Below are 18,915 nucleotides of genomic sequence, written 5' to 3' on the forward strand. Positions count from 1 at the left end.
GACAGGGCCCGGACGATCGTTAGCCTGATCGGCGCAGACGCCCTGACCGGTCGAACCTCGGAGGACCCCCATGTCGACGACAGCACCCGCGCCGGGGTCGGCGCCGGACGAGCAGCGCGAACGGGGGCTGGCCCGCTTCGCCCAGCGCACGGCGGGCTGGACCGAGCGGTGGTTCCCCGACGCCTACGTCTTCGCCCTGGCCGGCGTCGTGCTCGTCGCCGTCGCCGCGATGGCCAACGGGTCGAGCCCGCGCACGGTCGCGACCACGTTCGGCGACGGCTTCTGGGACCTCGCGGCGTTCACGCTGCAGATGGCGATGGTCGTGCTCACCGGGTACGTCGTCGCGACGTCCGCCCCGGTCGCGCGGATCATCGAGCGTGCGGCCCGGCTGCCCTCCACGCCCCGCGGCGCGGTCGCGTGGGTGGCCCTGCTGTCGTGCACCGTCTCGTTGCTGAACTGGGGACTCAGCCTGGTCTTCAGCGGCCTGCTCGCCCGGGCCATCGCCCGTCGCGGCGACCTGCGCTGCGACTACCGCGCGCTGGGCGCGGCGGCCTACCTCGGCCTCGGCGCGGTCTGGGCCCTCGGGCTGTCGTCGTCCGCGGCCCAGCTCCAGGCGACGCCGGAGAGCCTGCCGCCCGAGCTGCTCGAGATCACCGGCGTCCTCGACTTCGGCGCCACGATCCTCACCTGGCAGTCGCTGGTGATGGCGGCGGTGCTGATCGCGCTGTCGGTCGCGATCGCCTGGGCCTCGGCCCCGCAGGGCACGGCCGTCAGGACCGCCGAGGACATGGGCGTCGACCTCACCGACGACGCCGGCACCGTGCCGGAGCGCCAGCACCCGGGGGAGTGGCTGGAGTACTCCCCGGTCCTGCCCGCGATCGTCGGCGTGCTGACCCTGGGCTGGCTGGTCGTGCAGTTCGTCGAGCTGCCGGTGCTGACCGTCGTCAGCAACCTCAACGGCTACCTGATGGTCTTCCTGGTGCTCGGCCTGGTGCTGCACGGCACGCCGCGAAAATTCCTCTCGGCGGTCAGCAAGGCGGTGCCCGCCACCGCCGGGGTGCTCGTGCAGTTCCCGCTGTACGCCGCCATGGCCGCCGTGCTCACCCGCGCCGAGGGGCGCGGCGGCGAGACCGTGTCGGGCCACCTCGCCGAGCTCTTCACCGACATCGGCGGTGGCGGCGCCTTCGCGATCGTGATCGCCCTCTACACCGCCCTGCTCGGGCTGCTCGTGCCCTCCGGCGGCGGCAAGTGGCTGGTCGAGGCGCCCTACGTCATGCAGTCGGCGACCGACGTCGAGATGAACCTCGGTTGGACGGTGCAGATCTACAACGCCGCCGAGGCCCTGCCCAACCTGGTCAACCCGTTCTTCATGCTGCCGCTGCTGGCCGTGCTCGGGCTGCGCGCGCGGCACCTGGTCGGGTTCACGTTCCTGCAGTTCCTCTTCCACCTGCCGGTGGTGCTGGTCCTGCTCTGGGCACTCGGGCGGACCTTCAGCTTCGAGCCACCGGTGATGCCCTAGCAGTCAGGCGACGGTCGGGCGGCGGTCGGGCGGCGGTCAGGCGATGGTCAGGCCGCCGTCGACCGCGAGGGTCTGGCCCGTGATGTAGCCGGCGGCGTCGGAGGCGAGGAAGACGACCGTCGCCGCGAGCTCGGCCGGGTCACCCTTGCGGCCGCGGGGGACCCGCGCCAGCTGCGACTCGAGGTAGCCGTCGGGGTACTGGTCGGTCATCTCGGAGAGGAAGAACCCGGGCGCGATCGCGTTGACCCGGATGCCCTTGCGCCCGGTCCACTGCTGCGCCAGGTCGCGGGTCAGCCCGATCAGCCCCGCCTTGGACGACGCGTACGCCGCCTGCGGGAGCCCGGCCGTGGTCAGGCCCAGCACCGAGGAGATGTTGATGATGCTCGAGCCGTCCTGCATCACCCGGCCGCAGGCCTGGGCCATCCAGTAGCAGCCGTTGAGGTTCACGTCGATGACCTGGCGGAACTGCTCGGGCGTCTCCCGGGTCGCCGGGACGGCGGTACCGATGCCGGCGTTGTTGACCAGGACGTCGACGCGGCCGAACTCCTCCATCGCCAGGGCCACGAGGTTCGTGCAGGACTCCGGGTCGGCGACGTCGGTCGCGACGGTGAGGGCACGACGTCCGGTGGCCTCGACCAGCGCGGCGGTCTCGGCGAGCCGGTCGACGCGCCGCGCGCCGAGGGCCACGTCGGCGCCGGCCTCGGCGAGCCCGCGGGCGAAGGCGACGCCGAGGCCGCTGGAGGCGCCGGTGACGACGGCGACCTTGCCGTCGAGTCGGAAGAGGTCGGGGACGGGACGGGTCTCAGTCATGCCCGAAAACTAGCCGCTGCTTGATGTCGGTCTTGAGGACCTTCCCGACCTTCGAGCGCGGCAGGTCGGTCCAGAGCTCCACCTGCTTGGGCGCCTTGACGCCGCCGATCCGGGCCCGGACGAACGCCGTGACCTCGGCCGGGTCGGGCCGCGTCCCGGCCCGCGGTTGCACGACGGCGACCACCCGTTCGCCCCACTTCTCGTCGGGCAGGCCGACCACGGCGCAGTCCTGCACGTCGGGGTGAGCCATCAGCGCCTGCTCGACCTCGGTCGAGTAGACGTTGAACCCGCCGGTGATGACCATGTCCTTGGCCCGGTCGACGATGAAGAGGTAGCCGTCCTCGTCGAGGCGGCCGATGTCGCCGGTGTGGTGCCAACCGTGCGCCGAGGCCTCGGCGGTGGCCACCGGGTCGCGGTGGTAGCCGGCCATCACCAGCGAGCCCCGCACGACGATCTCGCCGGTGTCGCCGGGCGGCAGCAGGGTGCCGTCGTCGGCCATGATGGAGACCGTCACCAGCGGTGCTGGACGCCCCGCTGATGACAGCCGTTCTCGGGCGATGCTCCCGTCGGGGCGGAAGTGCTCGCGGGGCGGGAGCGTCGCGATCATCATCGGTGCCTCGGTCTGGCCGAAGAGCTGCGCCATCACCGGGCCGATGCGGGTCAGGGCCTCCTCGAGACGGGCCGCGGACATCGGCGCGGCGCCGTACCAGAGGCACTGCAGGCTCGAGAGGTCGGTGGCGTCGAGCCGCTCGTGGGCCAGCACCATGTAGACGAGCGTCGGCGGCAGGAACGTGTGGGTGACCCGGTGGCGCTCGACGTGCGCGAGGAAGCCGCCGACGTCGGGGGCACGCATCACCACGACCTCGCCGCCGAGGGCCAGCACCGGGAAGCACAGGACGCCGGCCGCGTGCGTCAGCGGCGCGAGCGCCAGGTAGACCGGGCGCCCCTCGAACGGGTAGCTCATCAGCGTGATGGCCGTCATCGTCTCGAGGTTGCGGTGGGTGAGCAGCACCCCCTTGGGCCGGCCCGTGGTGCCCCCGGTGCCGACGATCATCGCGACGTCGTCGCCCTCCGTCGGGGCCGGGGGAGCCGCCACCCCGACCCCGTCGCCGCGGTCGAGGAAGTCGGTCCAGGACAGCGCCCAGGCGGGAGCGTCGTCGGGGCCGGCGTCGAGGCAGACGAGCGTCGTCAGCGCGGGCAGGTCGCCGCGGACCTCGTCGACCAGGTCGGCGTACGAGGCCTGGAAGACGAGCGTGGTGCACCCGAAGAGCTCGAGCAGCTCGCGGTTCTCCGAGGCCTCGTTGCGGGGGTTGATCGGGCACCAGACCGCGCCGACGCGGCTGATGCCGAACACGGTGGTGAAGGCGACCGGGTCGTTGGCGGAGATGATCGCCACCGCGTCGCCGGGCGCGACCCCCCGGGCCACCAGGCCGCGGGCGACGCGCCGGCTCAGCTCCTGCACCTCGGCGTAGGAGCGGGTGCCGGCGTCGGTGGTCAGGCAGGGGGCGTCGGGTCCCAGCGACGCCCCCTTGTCGAGGTAGTCGGCCAGTCGCACCGGCTCAGCCCTCCACGGTCAGGACCGGGGCGGCGACCAGTCCGAACGCCCGCAGGACGCCGAGCAGCTCGCGGTGGCCGAAGGCCTGGCAGCCGGAGGCGAACCCGACGCGCAGCGGTGGCTGCTGGAGCAGCGAGTAGGCGGCGTAGGCCTGCAGGAGGCCGGTCTGCTTGTAGTTGGAGTTGCCGTGGATCACGCAGTGCGCGCGTCCGAGCGGACCCGAGGCGTGCACCGAGTCGAGCGACTTGTTCAGCCGGGGGTTCTCGCGCGGGGGCATCTGGTTCATGACCTGGGCGGCGGTGGCCGCCAGGGCGGCGTCGCGCTCGTCGTCGTCCATGCCCTGGGTGGCCTCCAGCGCCGCCGCGACGATCTGCGGGACGCCGTGCATCAGCGCCGCGTTGAACACCCCGCCCTGGGCCTTGCAGCTCGCCACGCGCGGGTCGCGCTTGAACCACACCGGGTGCGAGGTGCCGCCCCACGGCAGGGAGAGGGCCAGCTCGTGCTGTCCCGGCACGACGAGCGGCACGAGGCCCTGGCCAGGGTCGAAGGGCACGTACTGGTTCTGCTGGAGGTGGTGCGCGGCCGACGTCGCGGCGTTGAACAAGATCGTCTGCGTCGAGGCGATCGTCGGGCTGCCGCCCCAGAACACCGCGATGTCGAGCGTGTCCAGCCCCGGCGTCTCCAGGCAGAGCTGGGCGGCGATCTCGCCCGTCGTGTACATCTGCGCGATGCCCGGCGCGAGGAGCAGCCCGGCGGCGGCGAAGTCGGCGCCGTACCTCTCGTCGCACGTGATCAGCCAGTCCTGCTCGCCGGTCGTGTCGGTGTAGTGCGCCCCGGTCGCGAGGCACGCCTCGACGACCTCGGGTCCCCACTTGCTGAACGGGCCGACCGTGTTGAGCACCACCGAGGCGCCACGGACGAGCTCGGTGAGCGCCTCGAGGGTGTGCTCGACCTCGACGACCTCGTAGTCGGCGGTCTCGATGCCGGCGACGTGGGACTGCATGGAGTCGGTGAGCCGCTCGGCGCTGCGGCCGGCCGCGACGAACGGGACGCCGTACTCGCGCAGGTACTCGCAGACGAGGCGGCCGGTGTAGCCGGAGGCGCCGTAGACGACGACGGGCCTGGGGCTGCTCGGGGAGTCGGTCACGGTCACATCCCCATCCCGCCGTCGACCGACAGCCCCGTGCCGGTGATGAACCGGGCGGCGTCGGAGGCCAGGAAGACGACGGCGTCGGCCATGTCGGCCACCTCGCCGAGCCGCCCGAGCGGGGTCAGCTCGACGACGGCGCCGACGGCGGCCTCCGGGCTCTCGAAGAGCCCGAGGGTGGCCATGTCGACGGCGAGTCCCTGGCCCATCGCGGTGGGGACCAGACCGGGGTAGACGCAGTTGACCCGCACGCCCCAGCCGAGCTTGCCGGCCTCCATGGCCGCGACGCGGGTGAGCCGGTCGACGGCGGCCTTGGTGGCGGAGTAGATCGGGATGCCGGGGAAGGCGATGGTCGCGGCGACCGAGGAGATGTTGACGATGCTGCCGCCGTGGCCGGCCGCACCGCCCGGACGCATCGTGCGCAGCGCGTGCTTGATGCCCAGGGCGGTTCCGAGCACGTTGACGTCGAGCATGGTGCGGATGTCGGACACCTCGACGTCGGCGGCGAGGCTGCTGACCTCGACGCCGGCGTTGTTGACGACGATGTCGAGTCGCCCGGTGCGCTCGACGGCGGCGGCGACGGCCGCCTCCCAGCCGGCCTCGTCGGTCACGTCGAGGTGGACCGCGCCGTGCCCCTCCCCGAGCGAGGCCGCGACGCTCGCGGCCGCCTCGTCCTGGAGGTCGGCGATGACGACGGTGGCGCCCGCGGCGGCGAGGGCGCGGGCCATGCCCTCACCGAGGCCCTGGGCTCCGCCGGTGACCAGGGCGGTGCGCCCGGTCAGGTCGTGGTGGGTCATGGAGCGTGGCCTCCTGCAGTCGGGTGTGGTGGCCGTCACGTTCCTCCTCGCGCTTGACGACTGTCAAGAGAAATCTTGACAGTCGTCAGGATCGGGGTGGCGTGCGAGGATGGCGTCGTGACGACCACGGCGACCGCCCGTCGCTCCCCGGGCGACAAGCACGACGAGCGTCGCAACCAGCTCGCCGAGTCGGCGCTGCGCACCCTCGGCGAGCTCGGCTACGCCCGGGCGAGCCTGCGCGAGATCGCGACCAACTCCGAGTTCAGCCACGGCGTGGTGCACTACTACTTCCGCGACAAGCTCGAGCTCATCGTCTACTGCGTGCGCTACTACAAGGCGCGGTGCGTGCGCCGCTACGACGCGGTCGTCGCCGACTCCACCAGCGCCGACGAGCTCGTCGAGGCGTTCGCCGCGAAGCTGGTCGAGACGCTGCGCGACGAGGCACCGATGCACCGCCTCTGGTACGACCTGCGCACCCAGAGCATGTTCGAGCCCGGTCTGCGCGAGGCCGTCACCCACATCGACGCCACGCTGCAGGAGATGATCTGGCGGGTCGTCGAGCGCTACTCCGACCTCGCCGCGCGCCCGCCCGCGCTCGCGCCGGCGGCGGCCTACGCCGTCCTCGACGGGCTGTTCCAGCAGGCCCTGCTCGCCCTCACGCGCGACGGCGAGGCCGTGCTCGCCGGGCTGCCGGCCCAGGTGCGCGCGGTGATGCCGGTGCTGCTGGTGCCGCCGGCCTGAGCCTCAGCGCAACCGCCACCAGTCCCGCGAGGCGGCGCCGCCGGAGGTCCCGGTGGCCCCGGGGGGCACGTCGGCCGCCCCCGGCCAGAAGTCGAGCAGGTCGCCCGGGCCCAGCCCGAGTGCCCGCTCGATGTCGGACGGCGTCGTGGCCTGGAGGTAGCGGGAGACCCCGAGGGTCAGCTCGCGCCAGTAGCCGCGCAGCGTCGACTCCGACAGGAAGAGCGTGCGGCTGAGCTCGGCGTAGGTCAGGCCCCGCGCCCGGCCGGCGAGGACCTGACGCTGGCGCTCACCCAGGATGGTGATGCAGTCGCGCCGCACGAGCAGCTCCATCAGGCTGATGATCGCCTGCGGGACGACGATCCGGCCCACCATCGCGTCGAGGAACAGCGCCTGGGCCGACTCCACCGGCTCCGACTTCGACACGATGCCGGTGGCGCCGGCGGCCAGGCAGGCCGCCAGGACGAAGCGCCGCTCCTCCTGGCTGTAGACGCACGCCCGGTAGCCGGCCGCGACGACGGCGCGCACGGCCGCGACCCCCTGGCGGGCCGAGGGCTGGGTCGAGTTCACCAGGTGCAGGTCGAGGATCACCAGGTCGGCGTGCGGCCGCTCCGCGATGAGGGTCTCGACCCGCGAGTAGGAGCCGACGACGTCGAAGGCCGGCATCAGGGCGGGGATCGACTGGCGGATCACCGTGGCGTCGTCGACCACGACGGCGGTCGGCCGGGCGGTCGGTCCGGCGGTCGGTCCGGCGGTCACCGCTGCGCCCCGAGCGTCGTGGCGAGGGGGGCCGGGGGGTGGGGGAGGGAGACGACGCCGCCGGAGAGGGTCACCGTGGTGCCGGCGCCCCGCGCCGACTCCAGCCGGACCTCGACGCCGTGCCGGCCGAGCTCGCCGTGGACGACCTCGCGCAGCCCGACCCCGAGCGCGACGTCGTCGAGGTCGAAGCCGCAGCCGTCGTCGTGGACGGAGAGCACCCACCCGGTCGGCGGGAAGGCGTCGCCCGCGTCGAGGTGCACCACGACCAGCCGGGCACCGGCGTGCACGCGCACGTTGAGCAGCAGGCTGGTCAATGCGTTCTGGACCGCCGCGGCGACGGCCGGGTCGACCAGCACCCCCTGCCCGAGGTCGAGCGCGACCTCGATGACCAGGTCGTCGAACGTGCGGCACGTGCGGCTGACCGCGTCGGCCAGCGCCTGCGGGGCGGAGTCGTCACCGGTGCCACCGAGGTCGGTGCGGGGACCGCCGCGCAGGTAGGCGCGCATCCGCGTGGCCTCGTACTGCGCCTGCTCGAGCAGCCGGTCCCGGGTGACGTCGTCGAGGTCGGGCTCGCCGAGCAGGTGCATCACCGCGGCGCCGTTGTGGATCGCGACCTGGGCCCGCTGCTCCTCCTGCAGCCGGGCCAGCTCGGAGGCTCGGGCGCGCGCGTCGTCGGCGTCCTCGGCGACGCGGCGCAGGTACTGCACGCTGACCCGCCCGACCGCCCCCAGGATGACCACGGTGAACAGGTTGCCGAGCGTCGTGGAGAAGCTCACGGTGTCGAACGCCGAGGCGACGTAGCAGATCTGGGACAGCACGATTGCGGTGAGACCGGCCCACCACAGGCCGCTGCGGCGCATCACGGCGATCGACATCACCACCGACAGGGCGTAGCCCGGCTGGAAGCCCTCCCACGTGCCGATCCGGTGCTCCTCGGTGACCGTCCACGGCCCGAGCAGCAGCAGCGTCGCGGCCAGGGCGATGTCGGCCACCTGCACCCGGTCGGGCAGTGCCCGGCCGCGGAGGAAGGAGGCGACGCTGACGGCGGTCGCGGCGGTGGCGGCGGCGCCCCAGCACACGACGTACACGAACGGCGCGGGGGAGGAGGACACCCCGCCGACCAGCGAGGGCAGGCCCTGCACCAGCATCCCGAGGCGGGTGCCGATCAGCAGCAGGATGACGGCGGTCTCCGCGCCCGCCGCGGTGGTGGGCGGCCGGCCGCCGAGCCACGACCAGGCCCACGGCGCGGGCTGGCCGGGGCCGGTGGGCAGGGCGCGTCGACGGTCCACGAGGCCACATCCTGCCCGATCGCCCGGCCGGTCGGGAGCGCGGATTCCGCGGGAGGTTCTGCGATTTCGTTGGTACCGCGGGCGGGGGGCGCGAGCCAGCCTGGGGACTCCAGCGAGCTCGCCCGCAGCTCGCCCGTGACGAGGAGGACCCTTGAAGATCCGTATGTCCGTGGCCGCGGTGGCGACCGTCGTCGGCCTGGGCGCACTGAGCGCCTGTGGCGACGACGAGACCGACACGCCCACGACCGACTCCAGCAGCGAGGCGGCCGAGGACGCCGAGGGCGCCGAGGGCGACGGCGAGGACGTCGCCCCGGGCGAGGGCGAGGACGCCGTCCCCGAGGAGCCGTCGGAGGCACCCGCCGAGGGCGGCGCGCCGGTGGCCGTCGGCGAGACCATCACCGACGACGTCCTGGGCGACACGATCACCGTGGCTCAGGTGCTGCGCGACTTCCCGGCCCCGGCCGAGTTCTCCGGCATCACCGAGGACGGCGGCGAGCTGGTCCTCGTCGAGGTCGAGGTCAGCGCCGGCGACGAGTTCAGCGGCGGGGTCCAGGGCGGCTTCAAGCTGCTCGCCGACGGCGACACCGCCGGCTCGGCCACGACGATCGCCGACGAGGCGATGACGGCGGCCGGCTACCCGCCGTTCGAGGGCGTCAGCAGCGGCGAGCAGGGCGGCGGCTGGCTCTGCTTCCAGGTGAACTCGCGGGCCGAGACCTACGAGCTCGAGTACACCCGCGCGGCCGCGAACATCATCGGCTCCGACGACAGCATCGAGGAGGAGGTCTGGACCGTCGCGCTGCCCTGACCCACCCCACGAAACCGACGAAGGAGACCCACCTTGAGCGCGAAGCTTCCCAGCCTCCTGCTGACCCTGGTCCTGGCCGGCGCCCTCGGCCTGTCCGGCTGCGGCGACGACTCCGGCGACGACGGCTCCGCCGACACCTCGTCCGACGCCGGGAGCAGCAGCCCGGCCCCGGCGGACGACGACACCACGACCGAGGGCGACACCCCGCCGGCCGAGGAGGAGCCCGACGAGGGCGACGGCGACCACGGCCGGCCGAGCCGCGACGACGTCGTCGCGGGCTACACCGCGATCCTCACCGACCAGTCCGGCGGCTCGCTGCCGGCGGAGATCGTCGAGCAGACCGTGACCTGCTTCGTCGACGAGCTCTACGACACGGCCTCGGCGACGACGCTGCAGGCGATCGCGGACTCCGACCCGGCGGGCATCGACCCGGCCGACGCCGAGCTCTTCGGCCAGGCCGGCGTCACCTGCGCGGAGGCGCCCACGGGCTGAGCCCCGGGCCCGGGGCGGGGGTCACGGCGACGTGGCACCGCCCCGGCCGGGAGCGACGGCGCCGCGCACCGGTCAGGAACCGGCGCGGCGCCGCATCTCGGCGTCGAGGGAGAGCTCGAAGTGCCCCATCGTCTCGGCGGTGGCGGGGTCCTCCATCCGGGCCAGCAGGGTGTCGAAGTCGACGTCCTGCACGTGCTCGTGCACCCACCACAGGTTGCCCCACGGGTCGGTGAACCGGGCGACGTCGTCACCGAACGGCAGCGAGGTGCGTGGCGTGACCGTGGTCGCGCCGGCCGCCTCGGCGCGGGCCAGCACGGCGTCGACGTCCTGGACGTCGACGCGCATCAGCGCCGGCTGCGGGGCCCAGCCCGGCAGGGCGTCCACCACCACGACGGTCGTGCCGCCCACCACCGTCTCGGCGTGCCCGATCAGCCCGTCGGGACCGGGCGCGCGCCCGGTCTCCTGCGCGCCGAGGACGTCGGCGAGGAAGTCGAGCAGCGCGGCGGCGTCGGCCGCCACGACCCAGGGCGCCAGGCTCATCGGACGGCGACCATCAGAGGACCTCGCGGCCCTGCAGGTACGGGCGCAGCACCGGCGGCACGGTGACGGTGCGGTCGGCGTTCTGGTGGTTCTCGAGGAGCGCGACCAGCAGCCGCGGCGTCGCCGCCGCGGTGTTGTTGAGGGTGTGGGCGTGCTTGATGGTGCCGTCGGTGTCGCGGTAGCGCAGGCTCGCGCGGCGCGCCTGCCAGTCGTGCAGCGTGGAGCACGAGTGGGTCTCGCGGTAGCTCTCCAGCGAGGGGAACCAGGTGTTGATGTCGTTCATGCGGAACTTGCCCAGGCCCATGTCGCCGGTGCTGCACTCCACGACCTCGTAGGCCAGGTCGAGGTCGAGGAGCAGCTGCTCGGCGCAGTCGAGCAGCGCCTGGTGCCACTTCTCGGACTCGGCGTCGTCGGCCTCGCACACGACGAACTGCTCGACCTTCTCGAACTGGTGGACCCGGATCAGGCCGCGGACGTCGCGCCCGGCGCTGCCGATCTCCCGCCGGAAGCAGGGCGAGATGCCGGCGTAGAGCAGCGGCAGCTGCGCCTTGTCGAGGATCTCCCCGGCGTGCAGGCCGACCAGCGCGACCTCGCCGGTGCCGGCCAGGAACAGGTCGTCGGCGGGCAGCTCGTAGGTCTCCTCGCGGCCCTTCGGGAACATGCCGGTGCCGACCAGCGCGGCCTCGCGGACCAGCGAGGGCACCGAGATCGGCGTGAAGCTGCGGGTCACGAGCAGGTCGAGGGCGTAGGACAGCACCGCCCGCTCGAGCAGGACGGCGTCGCCGCGCAGCGCGTAGGCGCGCTCCCCGGAGACGTTGCGGGCGCGGGCGAACTCGGCCCACCCGCGCTCCTCGAGCAGCGTGACGTGGTCGAGCGGCTCGAAGTCGAAGCTCGGCGGGGTGCCGACCTTCTTGATGACGACGTTCTCGGCCTCGCCGGCGCCGACCGGCGCCTGGTCCCAGGGGATGCCCGGCACCTGGAGCAGCAGGTCCTGCAGCTCGGCCGCGCGGGCGGCGTGCTCGTCCTTGGTGGCGCCCAGCCGCACGTCGAAGTCGGCCTGCTCGGCGCGCAGCCGCTCGCGGGTGGCCTCGTCGGCCCGGCCGAACTCCTTGGAGCGGCGCTTGCGCTCGCCCATGGCGTTGTCGACCTCGTGGCGCAGCCGGCGCACCTCGGTGTCGAGCGCCACCAGGGCGTCGACGTCGAGGTCGATCCCCTTCACCTCCACCGCGTGCTTGACCAGCTCGGGGTGCTCGCGGATGGTGCGTACGTCCAGCATGGCGAACATGCTAGGGCGCGTCCCCGGGACGCGGGGTAGGTGGTCGAGGCCGGGCCCCGCCACGCGGTAGGATGCACCCGTGAGCACCCACACCCTGCTTCTTGCACAGCCGCGCTGATCACCCACCGATCGCGCGGCCACCCCTCCACGTGAGGGGTTTCTTTATGTCCGAAGCAGCACGAGCAGGAGCAGACGATGAGCGAGCAGGGCACCGACAGCACCGCGACCGGCACCGGCGAGGCGGCCACGTACGACGTCCGGTCGGTCGAGCAGAAGTGGCAGCGGGTCTGGGCCGAGCTCGACCCGTTCCGGGCCGACGACGCGGCGGTCGTCGAGGGGCGCCGCGAGAAGCGCTACGCGCTGACGATGTTCCCCTACCCCAGCGGCGACCTGCACATGGGTCACGCCGAGGTCTTCGCGCTGCACGACGTGCTCGCCCGCTACTGGCGTTTCCGCGGCTACGAGGTGCTGAACCCGATGGGCTGGGACTCCTTCGGCCTGCCCGCCGAGAACGCCGCGATCCGCAACGACACCCACCCCGCGACCTACACCTACGCCAACATCGAGACCCAGCTGTCGTCGATGAAGCACTACGGGCTGTCCTTCGACTGGTCGCGGCGGCTGCACACCTCCGACCCCGAGTACTACCGGTGGACGCAGTGGCTGTTCCTGAAGCTGCGTGAGCAGGGCCTGGCCTACCGCAAGAACAGCCCGGTCAACTGGTGTCCCCAGGACCAGACCGTGCTGGCCAACGAGCAGGTGCTGTCCGACGGCACCTGCGAGCGCTGCGGCGCGGAGGTGACCAAGAAGGAGCTGACGCAGTGGTACTTCCGCACCACGCACTACGCGCAGGAGCTCTACGACGGCCTGGACGCCCTGCAGGACACCTGGATCGGCAAGGTGGCCAACGCCCAGCGCAACTGGATCGGCCGCTCCGAGGGCGCCCACGTCACCTTCGACGTCGAGGGCCACGACCCGGTCACCGTGTTCACGACGCGTCCCGACACGCTGTTCGGGACGACGTTCATGGTCATCGCCGTCGACGCCCGGCTGGCCGAGACCCTGGTCACCGACGAGCACCGCGCCGAGCTGGAGGCCTACCGCGACGAGGTCCGCAAGGCCACCGACATCGACCGGCTGGCCACCGACCGGGCCAAGACCGGCGTGTTCCTGGGCGTGCACGCCACCAACCCGCTGACCGGTGAGCGGATCCCGGTGTGGGCCACCGACTACGTGCTGGCCGACTACGGCACCGGCGCCGTGATGGGCGTGCCCGGCGGCGACCAGCGCGACTGGGAGTTCGCCACCGCCTTCGACCTGCCCATCGTGCGCACCACCGAGCCGCCGGCCGACTTCGAGGGCGAGGCCTACGCGGGGGAGGGCACCGCGATCAACTCGCCCGCGCCGGGCGTCGCGTCGGCGCTCGACCTGAACGGCCTGCCGGTGGCCGAGGCCAAGAGCGCCACGATCGCCCACCTGGAGCAGATCGGCCACGGCGCGGGCACGATCAACTTCCGCCTGCGCGACTGGCTGCTGTCGCGGCAGCGCTACTGGGGTGCGCCCATCCCGATCGTGCACTGCCCGGCGTGCGGCGAGGTCGCCGTCCCCGAGTCCGAGCTGCCGGTCCGGCTGCCCGAGCTGCGCGGCGCCGACCTGAAGCCGCGGGGGACCTCGCCGCTGGGCGCGGCCCGCGAGTGGGTCGAGGTGTCCTGCCCCGCGTGCGGCGGCCCGGCCGAGCGGGACACCGACACGATGGACACCTTCGTCGACTCGTCCTGGTACTTCTTCCGGTTCCTGTCCCCGAACGACGACACCCAGGCCTTCGACCCGGCCCTGGCCGAGGCGTGGGGTCCGGTCGACTTCTACCTGGGCGGCGACGAGCACGCCGTGCTGCACCTGCTGTACGCGCGCTTCTTCACCAAGGCGCTGCGCGACCTGGGGCTGATCACCTGGGACGAGCCGTTCTCGTCCTACCTGTCCCAGGGCAAGGTCATCAACAACGGGCGCAAGATGAGCAAGTCGCTGGGCAACGGCATCGACCTGGGCGCCCAGCTCGAGCAGTTCGGCGTCGACGCGGTGCGCCTGACCCTGGTCTTCGCCAGCCCGCCCGAGGACAACATCGACTGGGCCGACATGAGCCCGACCGGCTCCCTGCGCTTCCTGCAGCGCGCCTGGCGGCTGAGCGGCGACGTCACCTCGGCGCCGGGCACCGACGCCGGCGGTGGCGACGTCGCGCTGCGCCGGGTCACCCACCGCACCGTGGCCGAGGCCGAGACCCTGCTCGAGAGTCACCGCTTCAACGTCGTGGTCGCCCGCACCATGGAGCTGGTCAACGCCACCCGCAAGGCGATCGACTCCGGCCCCGGCGGCGCCGACCCGGCCGTGCGCGAGGCCGCCGAGGTGGTCGCGCGGCTGCTGTCGATGGTCGCGCCCTACGTCGCGGAGGAGATGTGGGACCGGCTGGGCCACGCCCCCTCGGTCGCCCAGGCGGCCTGGCCGAGCGTCGACCCGGCGCTGCTGGTCGCGGAGTCGGTGACGGCCGTCGTCCAGATCCAGGGCAAGGTCCGTGCGCGGCTGGAGGTCGCCCCCGACATCAGCGCCGCCGACCTGGAGGCGCTGGCGCTGGCCGACCCGGCCGTCGTCGCCGCGGTCGACGGGCGCGAGGTGCGCAAGGTGGTCGTGCGGGAGCCGAAGCTGGTCAACCTGGTGGTCTGAGCGGGCTCGTCGTCGGGGCGCGATGTCTCCTAGGATCCCCGGCATGCCCCCGTCCGTCGCCGTCGTCACGGACTCCACCGCGAGCCTGCCGGCGGACCTGGCGGCCCGGCACGGCATCGTCGTGGTGCCGCTGCAGGTCGTCGTCGGGGCCGACGCGTTCGACGAGGGCTCGCCCGAGGCGACACCCGCCCGGGTCGCCGACGCGCTGCGCGAGTTCCGGCCGGTGAGCACCTCGCGGCCGGCCCCGGCGGTCTTCCTCGACGCCTACCGGGCCGCGGCCGCGGCCGGCGCCACCGACGTCGTCTCGGTGCACCTGTCCGGCGAGATGAGCGGCACGTTCGAGTCGGCCCAGCTCGCCGCGCGCGACGCCCGCGCCGAGGGCGTGCGGGTCGTGTGCGTCGACAGCCGGCAGGTCGGCGTCGCGACCGGGTACGCCACCCTCACCGCGGCCGAGGTAGCCGCGGCCGGGGGCTCGGCCGAGGAGGTCGCCGAGGCGGCGCGGCAGCGGGCGGCGGACAGCTCGTCGTACTTCTACGTCGACACCCTCGAGTACCTGCGGCGCGGCGGCCGGATCGGCGCCGCGGCCGCCCTGCTCGGGGGCGCGCTGGCGGTCAAGCCGCTGCTCACCATCGAGGACGGCACCGTCTCCTCGCTGGAGCGGGTGCGCACCTCGAGCCGGGCCCTGGCCCGGCTGGCCGACCTGGCCGTCGCCGCCGCCGGCGACCGGCCCGTCGACGTCTGCGTGGCCCACCTGGCCAGTCCCGAGCGCGCCGCGGCCCTGACCGAGCAGCTGGCGGAGCGGCTCGCCGACCAGCTGCACGGGGGGTCGGAGGGCGACCGGGTCTGGTGCGCGGAGATCGGCGCCGTCCTGGGGGCCCACGTCGGGCCCGGGATGCTCGCGGTGTGCGTGGCGCCGCGGCCCGTGCCGGCGACCCGCCCCGCCCGGTAGCCCTGCCCGGTAGCCACGAACCGTCCACAGGACGGGCCGGCCGGGCGTTCTCCACAGGCGCGCCGCCGGCGGTCGCCGAGGGTCCGACCGGGTGCCTACGGTCCTCGGCATGCGCAGCCGACGTCCGAGCCCCGAGCAGCAGGAGGCGGTCTCGCGCCGGCTCGCGCTGCTCTCCGAGCAGCTGGCGGCCGGCAGGGAGCCCGATCCGGTCGGCCGGGTCGACCCGGCCTCGGGCGGTGAGTGGTGGGACGACCACACCCGGGTGAGTGCGGCCCGGGCTGCGCTGCACGCGGTGCCCGACCCGCCGCCCGCCGACCGGCCGCTCACCCCGGCACCGGCGACCGTCCCACCGCCGCCCGCGCCACCGGCGACGGTGCCGTCCGCGGTCCCGGCGGCGGTGCCGGTGCCGGTCCCCGGGCGGCACGCGGCGCGCCGCCGGGTCCCGCTCGGCCCGGTCGTGCCCGAGACGCTGCGGGGGCGGGTGCGGGTCGGTGCCGGCGCGCTCGCGGTCGTCGCCCTGCTCGTCTCGGTCGGGCTGGCCGTGACCGCCTGGCAGGTGCTGCGAGACGACCCCGGCCCGCCGGTGACGGTCAGCGACCCGCCCGCCGGGCTGGTGCCCGTCGAGGCCCCGGGCGCGCAGCCATCCACCGCGCCCCCGGCCGCCCCGCCAGCGCCGGCCGAGCCGTTGGCCGGTGCCGCCGGCGCGGCCACCGTGACCGTCGACGTGGCCGGGCGGGTCCGGCGTCCCGGCATCGTGGTGCTCGACGCCGGCGCGCGGGTCGTCGACGCGCTCGAGAGGGCCGGCGGGGCCCGTCCCGCGGTCGACCTGAGCTCGCTGAACCTGGCCCGCGTCCTGGTCGACGGCGAGCAGATCCTGGTCGGGGTCGACGGGGGAGCGCCCGTCCCGCCGTCCGGCTCGGCGTCCGGCCCGGCGGGGGCGACCGTCCCGGGCTCCGCCGGGGCGCCGGCCGGTCTGGTCGACCTCAACCTCGCCGACCAGGCCCTCCTGGAGACCCTGCCCGACGTCGGGCCGGTCACGGCCGCCGCGATCATCGCCTGGCGCGAGGAGCACGGTGCCTTCACCGCGGTGACCGAGCTGCTCGAGGTCTCCGGCATCGGCGACGCCACCCTCGCGACCCTCACCCCGTTGGTGACGGTCTGATGTCGTGCCCGACCTCGACGAGGAGGGGCCCGCGGTCGCCGCCCCGGCCGACCTGCGCACGCCGTGCCTGGCCGCGTCGGGCTGGGCCGGTGGCCTCGCCGCGGCCCTGCTGCCGCCGGGTCTCGCCGTGGCCGTCGTCCTGGCCGCGGTGGTCGCCGGGGTGGTGCTGGCCGTGGTGCGGCGCGACCGGGGCGCCGTCGGTGCGGTGCTGGCGTGCGGGATGGTCGCGGTCGCCGTCCTGACCTCGGCGTCGCTGCGCGCGGAGGCGGTGCGCACCAGCCCGGTCACAGCGCTCGCCGAGCAGCGGGCCGCCGTCGAGGTGACCGGGGTGGTGGTCGCCGACCCGCGCCCGGTGGCGGGACCGTTCGGTGACGGGGTCGTCGTCCGGCTCGAGGTGCACACGGTGGTGGGTCGCGGCGTCCGGCACGAGGTCGCCGTCCCGGTGCTGGTGCTGGGCGACGAGCGGTGGGCCGGCGTCGAGCTCGGGTCGGGCGTGGCGACCCGTGGTCTCCTCACGCCGGCCGACGGCGCCGACCTGGCCGCCCTGCTCACGGGCGCCTCCGCCCCGGTCGTGCGGCACCGGCCCGACGTCTGGTGGCGCGGGGCCGGCGCGGTCCGCGCGTCGATCCGCGACGCCGTCGCGCACCGCCCGGCCGACCAGCGGGCGCTGGTCCCGGCGCTCGTCGACGGCGACGACGCCGGCCTGGCGGCCGACCTGGAGGACGACTTCCGCACCACCGGCCTGACCCACCTCACGGCGGTGTCGGGCACCAACCTGACGCTCGTGGTCGGGTTCCTGCTCGTCCTGGCCAGGTGGTGCCACGTGCGCGGCCGCTGGCTGGGCCTGGTGGCGGCGCTCGGGATCGCGGGGTTCGTGCTGCTCGCCCGCACCGAGCCGAGCGTCCTGCGCGCCGCGGCGATGGGCGCCGTCGGCCTGCTGGCGATGGGCGCCAACAGCCGGCGCCGGGCGTTCCGCGGGCTCGGGGTCGCGGTCGTCGTCCTGCTGCTGGTGCAACCGGGGCTGGCGACGTCGGCCGGCTTCGTGCTCTCGGTGCTGGCCACGGCCGGCATCGTGGTGCTGGCGCCCGGCTGGCGCGACGCGCTCGCCCGCTGGCTGCCGCGGTGGCTCGCCGAGGCGGTGGCGGTCCCCGCGGCGGCCCAGGTCGCGTGCACGCCGGTGGTCGCGGGCCTCTCCGCCCAGGTGAGCCTGGTCGCGGTGGTCGCCAACCTGCTGGTCGCGCCGGTCGTCGGGCCGGCCACCGTGCTCGGTCTCGGCGGCGGTCTGGTGGCGCTGGTGAGCGATCCGCTCGGTAGTCTCCTCGGCACCGCGGCCGGGTGGTGCGTGGGGTGGGTCGTGGCGGTGGCCCGCCGCGGGGCCGACCTGCCGCTCGCCGCCGTCGACTGGGGCGCGGACGCCTGGTCGCTGGCCGTGCTCGTCGCCGTCTGCGTCGCCCTGGCGGCGTCGGCGCCCTGGGTGCTGCGCCACCCGGCCCGCGCGCTGCCGGTCGCCGTCGTGCTGGTCGTGGTGGTCGCGGTGCCGCTGCCCTCGCCGGGCTGGCCGGTCGCGGGATGGGTGCTCGCGATGTGCGACGTCGGCCAGGGCGACGCCCTCGTGCTCAACGCGGGCGGCGGCCGCGGCGTCGTCGTCGACGCCGGGCCCGACCCTGCGGCCGTCGACCGCTGCCTCGACCGCCTCGACGTCGAGGAGGTGCCGCTGGTGGTCCTCACCCATTTCCACGCCGACCACGTCGACGGCCTGCCCGGCGTCCTCGACGGCCGGCGGGTCGGCCAGGTCTGGACGACGTCCCTGCTCGACCCGCCCGAGGCGGTCGCAGACGTCGTCCACGCCGCACGCGGGGCGGGGGTGGTCCCGACCCTGCCGCCGCCGGGGCCCGTCACGGTGGGCGACGCCGTCCTCCACGTGCTCTGGCCGCTGCCCGGACCACCCCGGTACGGGCCCGGTGACGGCAGCACGGCCAACGACGAGAGCCTCGTCCTGCTCGCCGAGGTCGGTGGGGTGAGCATCCTGCTGACCGGCGACGTCGAGCCGCCCGGCCAGGCCGCCGTGGCCCGCGAGCTCCCCGGCCTCGACGTCGACGTCCTCAAGCTCCCGCACCACGGCAGCCGCCACCAGGACCTCGACTGGCTGGCGTCGCTGCGGCCCGAGCAGGTGCTGGTCTCGGTCGGCGCCGACAACGACTACGGCCACCCCGCGCCCGACGTCCTTGCGGCGCTGGAGGCCGCCGGCGCGAGCGTCTCGCGCACCGACGAGGACGGCGACGTCCTGGTCGTGACCGGCGACGACGGGGACGACGACGGGGGCGGCACGGTGGGCGTGCGGGCCGGTGGGTGAGCGTCGGCG

16 protein-coding genes are annotated in these 18,915 nt (G+C 74.5%); 8 read left to right on the forward strand and 8 right to left on the reverse strand.

Annotation, left to right across the window (positions count from 1 at the left end; translation table 11 throughout):
- The first annotated feature begins 70 nt into the window (after nt 1-70).
- On the forward strand, nt 71-1,519 hold the full coding sequence (locus FE634_RS09210) for a short-chain fatty acid transporter (protein WP_138875708.1): 1,449 nt from the start codon (nt 71-73) through the stop codon (nt 1,517-1,519).
- Nucleotides 1,520-1,555: 36 nt separating this feature from the next.
- Here FE634_RS09210 and FE634_RS09215 read toward each other — a convergent pair whose 3' ends face one another.
- Genes FE634_RS09215 through FE634_RS09230 form a run of 4 tightly spaced genes read right to left on the reverse strand, consistent with a single transcriptional unit; the run spans nt 1,556 to nt 5,828 of the window.
- Entirely contained in the window at nt 1,556-2,329 is a 774-nt protein-coding gene (locus tag FE634_RS09215) for an SDR family NAD(P)-dependent oxidoreductase (RefSeq protein WP_137292037.1), read from the reverse strand.
- On the reverse strand, nt 2,322-3,884 hold the full coding sequence (locus tag FE634_RS09220) for an acyl-CoA synthetase (RefSeq protein ID WP_138875709.1): 1,563 nt from the start codon (nt 3,882-3,884) through the stop codon (nt 2,322-2,324). Before FE634_RS09220 ends, FE634_RS09215 begins: the two co-directional genes overlap by 8 nt.
- A 4-nt stretch (nt 3,885-3,888) precedes the next feature.
- Nucleotides 3,889-5,031, reverse strand: a complete 1,143-nt coding sequence (locus FE634_RS09225) for a DUF5938 domain-containing protein (RefSeq protein ID WP_262347633.1) — start codon at nt 5,029-5,031, stop codon at nt 3,889-3,891.
- 2 nt (nt 5,032-5,033) lie between these two features.
- A complete protein-coding gene (locus FE634_RS09230; protein WP_138875711.1) occupies nt 5,034-5,828 on the reverse strand; it encodes an SDR family NAD(P)-dependent oxidoreductase in 795 nt (264 codons plus the stop codon).
- Between the two features lie 117 nt (nt 5,829-5,945).
- Between FE634_RS09230 and FE634_RS09235 the strand changes: the two genes are divergently transcribed.
- Nucleotides 5,946-6,569 carry a TetR/AcrR family transcriptional regulator gene (locus tag FE634_RS09235; protein WP_137292033.1) on the forward strand — a complete coding sequence of 208 codons (624 nt, stop codon included), beginning with the start codon at nt 5,946-5,948 and terminating at the stop codon, nt 6,567-6,569.
- A gap of 3 nt (nt 6,570-6,572) precedes the next feature.
- Here FE634_RS09235 and FE634_RS09240 read toward each other — a convergent pair whose 3' ends face one another.
- Together FE634_RS09240 and FE634_RS09245 are read right to left on the reverse strand one after the other, a co-directional pair.
- Nucleotides 6,573-7,325, reverse strand: a complete 753-nt coding sequence (locus FE634_RS09240; protein ID WP_137292032.1) for a response regulator transcription factor — start codon at nt 7,323-7,325, stop codon at nt 6,573-6,575.
- On the reverse strand, nt 7,322-8,614 hold the full coding sequence (locus FE634_RS09245) for a sensor histidine kinase (RefSeq protein ID WP_138875713.1): 1,293 nt from the start codon (nt 8,612-8,614) through the stop codon (nt 7,322-7,324). Before FE634_RS09245 ends, FE634_RS09240 begins: the two co-directional genes overlap by 4 nt.
- 151 nt (nt 8,615-8,765) lie before the next feature.
- Here FE634_RS09245 and FE634_RS09250 point away from each other — a divergent pair, with 151 nt between their 5' ends.
- Together FE634_RS09250 and FE634_RS09255 are read left to right on the forward strand one after the other, a co-directional pair.
- Nucleotides 8,766-9,419 (forward strand): hypothetical protein, encoded by a 654-nt coding sequence (locus FE634_RS09250; protein WP_137292030.1) that lies wholly within the window; start codon nt 8,766-8,768, stop codon nt 9,417-9,419.
- A gap of 33 nt (nt 9,420-9,452) precedes the next feature.
- Nucleotides 9,453-9,911, forward strand: a complete 459-nt coding sequence (locus tag FE634_RS09255; RefSeq protein ID WP_148240530.1) for a hypothetical protein — start codon at nt 9,453-9,455, stop codon at nt 9,909-9,911.
- 72 nt (nt 9,912-9,983) lie between these two features.
- Here FE634_RS09255 and FE634_RS09260 read toward each other — a convergent pair whose 3' ends face one another.
- Nucleotides 9,984-10,451, reverse strand: coding sequence for a VOC family protein (locus FE634_RS09260; protein ID WP_138875715.1), 468 nt, complete (start codon nt 10,449-10,451; stop codon nt 9,984-9,986).
- A gap of 13 nt (nt 10,452-10,464) precedes the next feature.
- Nucleotides 10,465-11,727 carry a serine--tRNA ligase gene (serS, locus tag FE634_RS09265; RefSeq protein ID WP_148240531.1) on the reverse strand — a complete coding sequence of 421 codons (1,263 nt, stop codon included), beginning with the start codon at nt 11,725-11,727 and terminating at the stop codon, nt 10,465-10,467.
- A 195-nt stretch (nt 11,728-11,922) separates the two neighbouring features.
- On the opposite strand from serS, the gene leuS reads away from it, so the two are divergent.
- From leuS to FE634_RS09285, 4 genes are all read left to right on the forward strand, one after another.
- The gene (gene leuS / locus FE634_RS09270; protein ID WP_148240532.1) at nt 11,923-14,442 is read left to right on the forward strand and encodes a leucine--tRNA ligase; all 2,520 of its coding nucleotides are present in this window, start codon (nt 11,923-11,925) and stop codon (nt 14,440-14,442) included.
- Nucleotides 14,443-14,485: 43 nt separating this feature from the next.
- Complete coding sequence (locus FE634_RS09275) at nt 14,486-15,391, forward strand: DegV family protein (RefSeq protein ID WP_138875716.1); 906 nt, start codon at nt 14,486-14,488, stop codon at nt 15,389-15,391.
- Nucleotides 15,392-15,500: 109 nt separating this feature from the next.
- Nucleotides 15,501-16,553 (forward strand): ComEA family DNA-binding protein, encoded by a 1,053-nt coding sequence (locus FE634_RS09280; RefSeq protein ID WP_138875717.1) that lies wholly within the window; start codon nt 15,501-15,503, stop codon nt 16,551-16,553.
- Nucleotides 16,554-16,557: 4 nt separating this feature from the next.
- Nucleotides 16,558-18,906: a ComEC/Rec2 family competence protein gene (locus tag FE634_RS09285; protein ID WP_262347634.1), complete on the forward strand. Its 2,349-nt coding sequence runs from the start codon at nt 16,558-16,560 to the stop codon at nt 18,904-18,906.
- Nucleotides 18,907-18,915: the final 9 nt, after the last annotated feature.

The sequence above is a fragment of the Nocardioides sp. S-1144 genome, assembly GCF_005954645.2.
Lineage (GTDB): Bacteria > Actinomycetota > Actinomycetes > Propionibacteriales > Nocardioidaceae > Nocardioides > Nocardioides dongxiaopingii.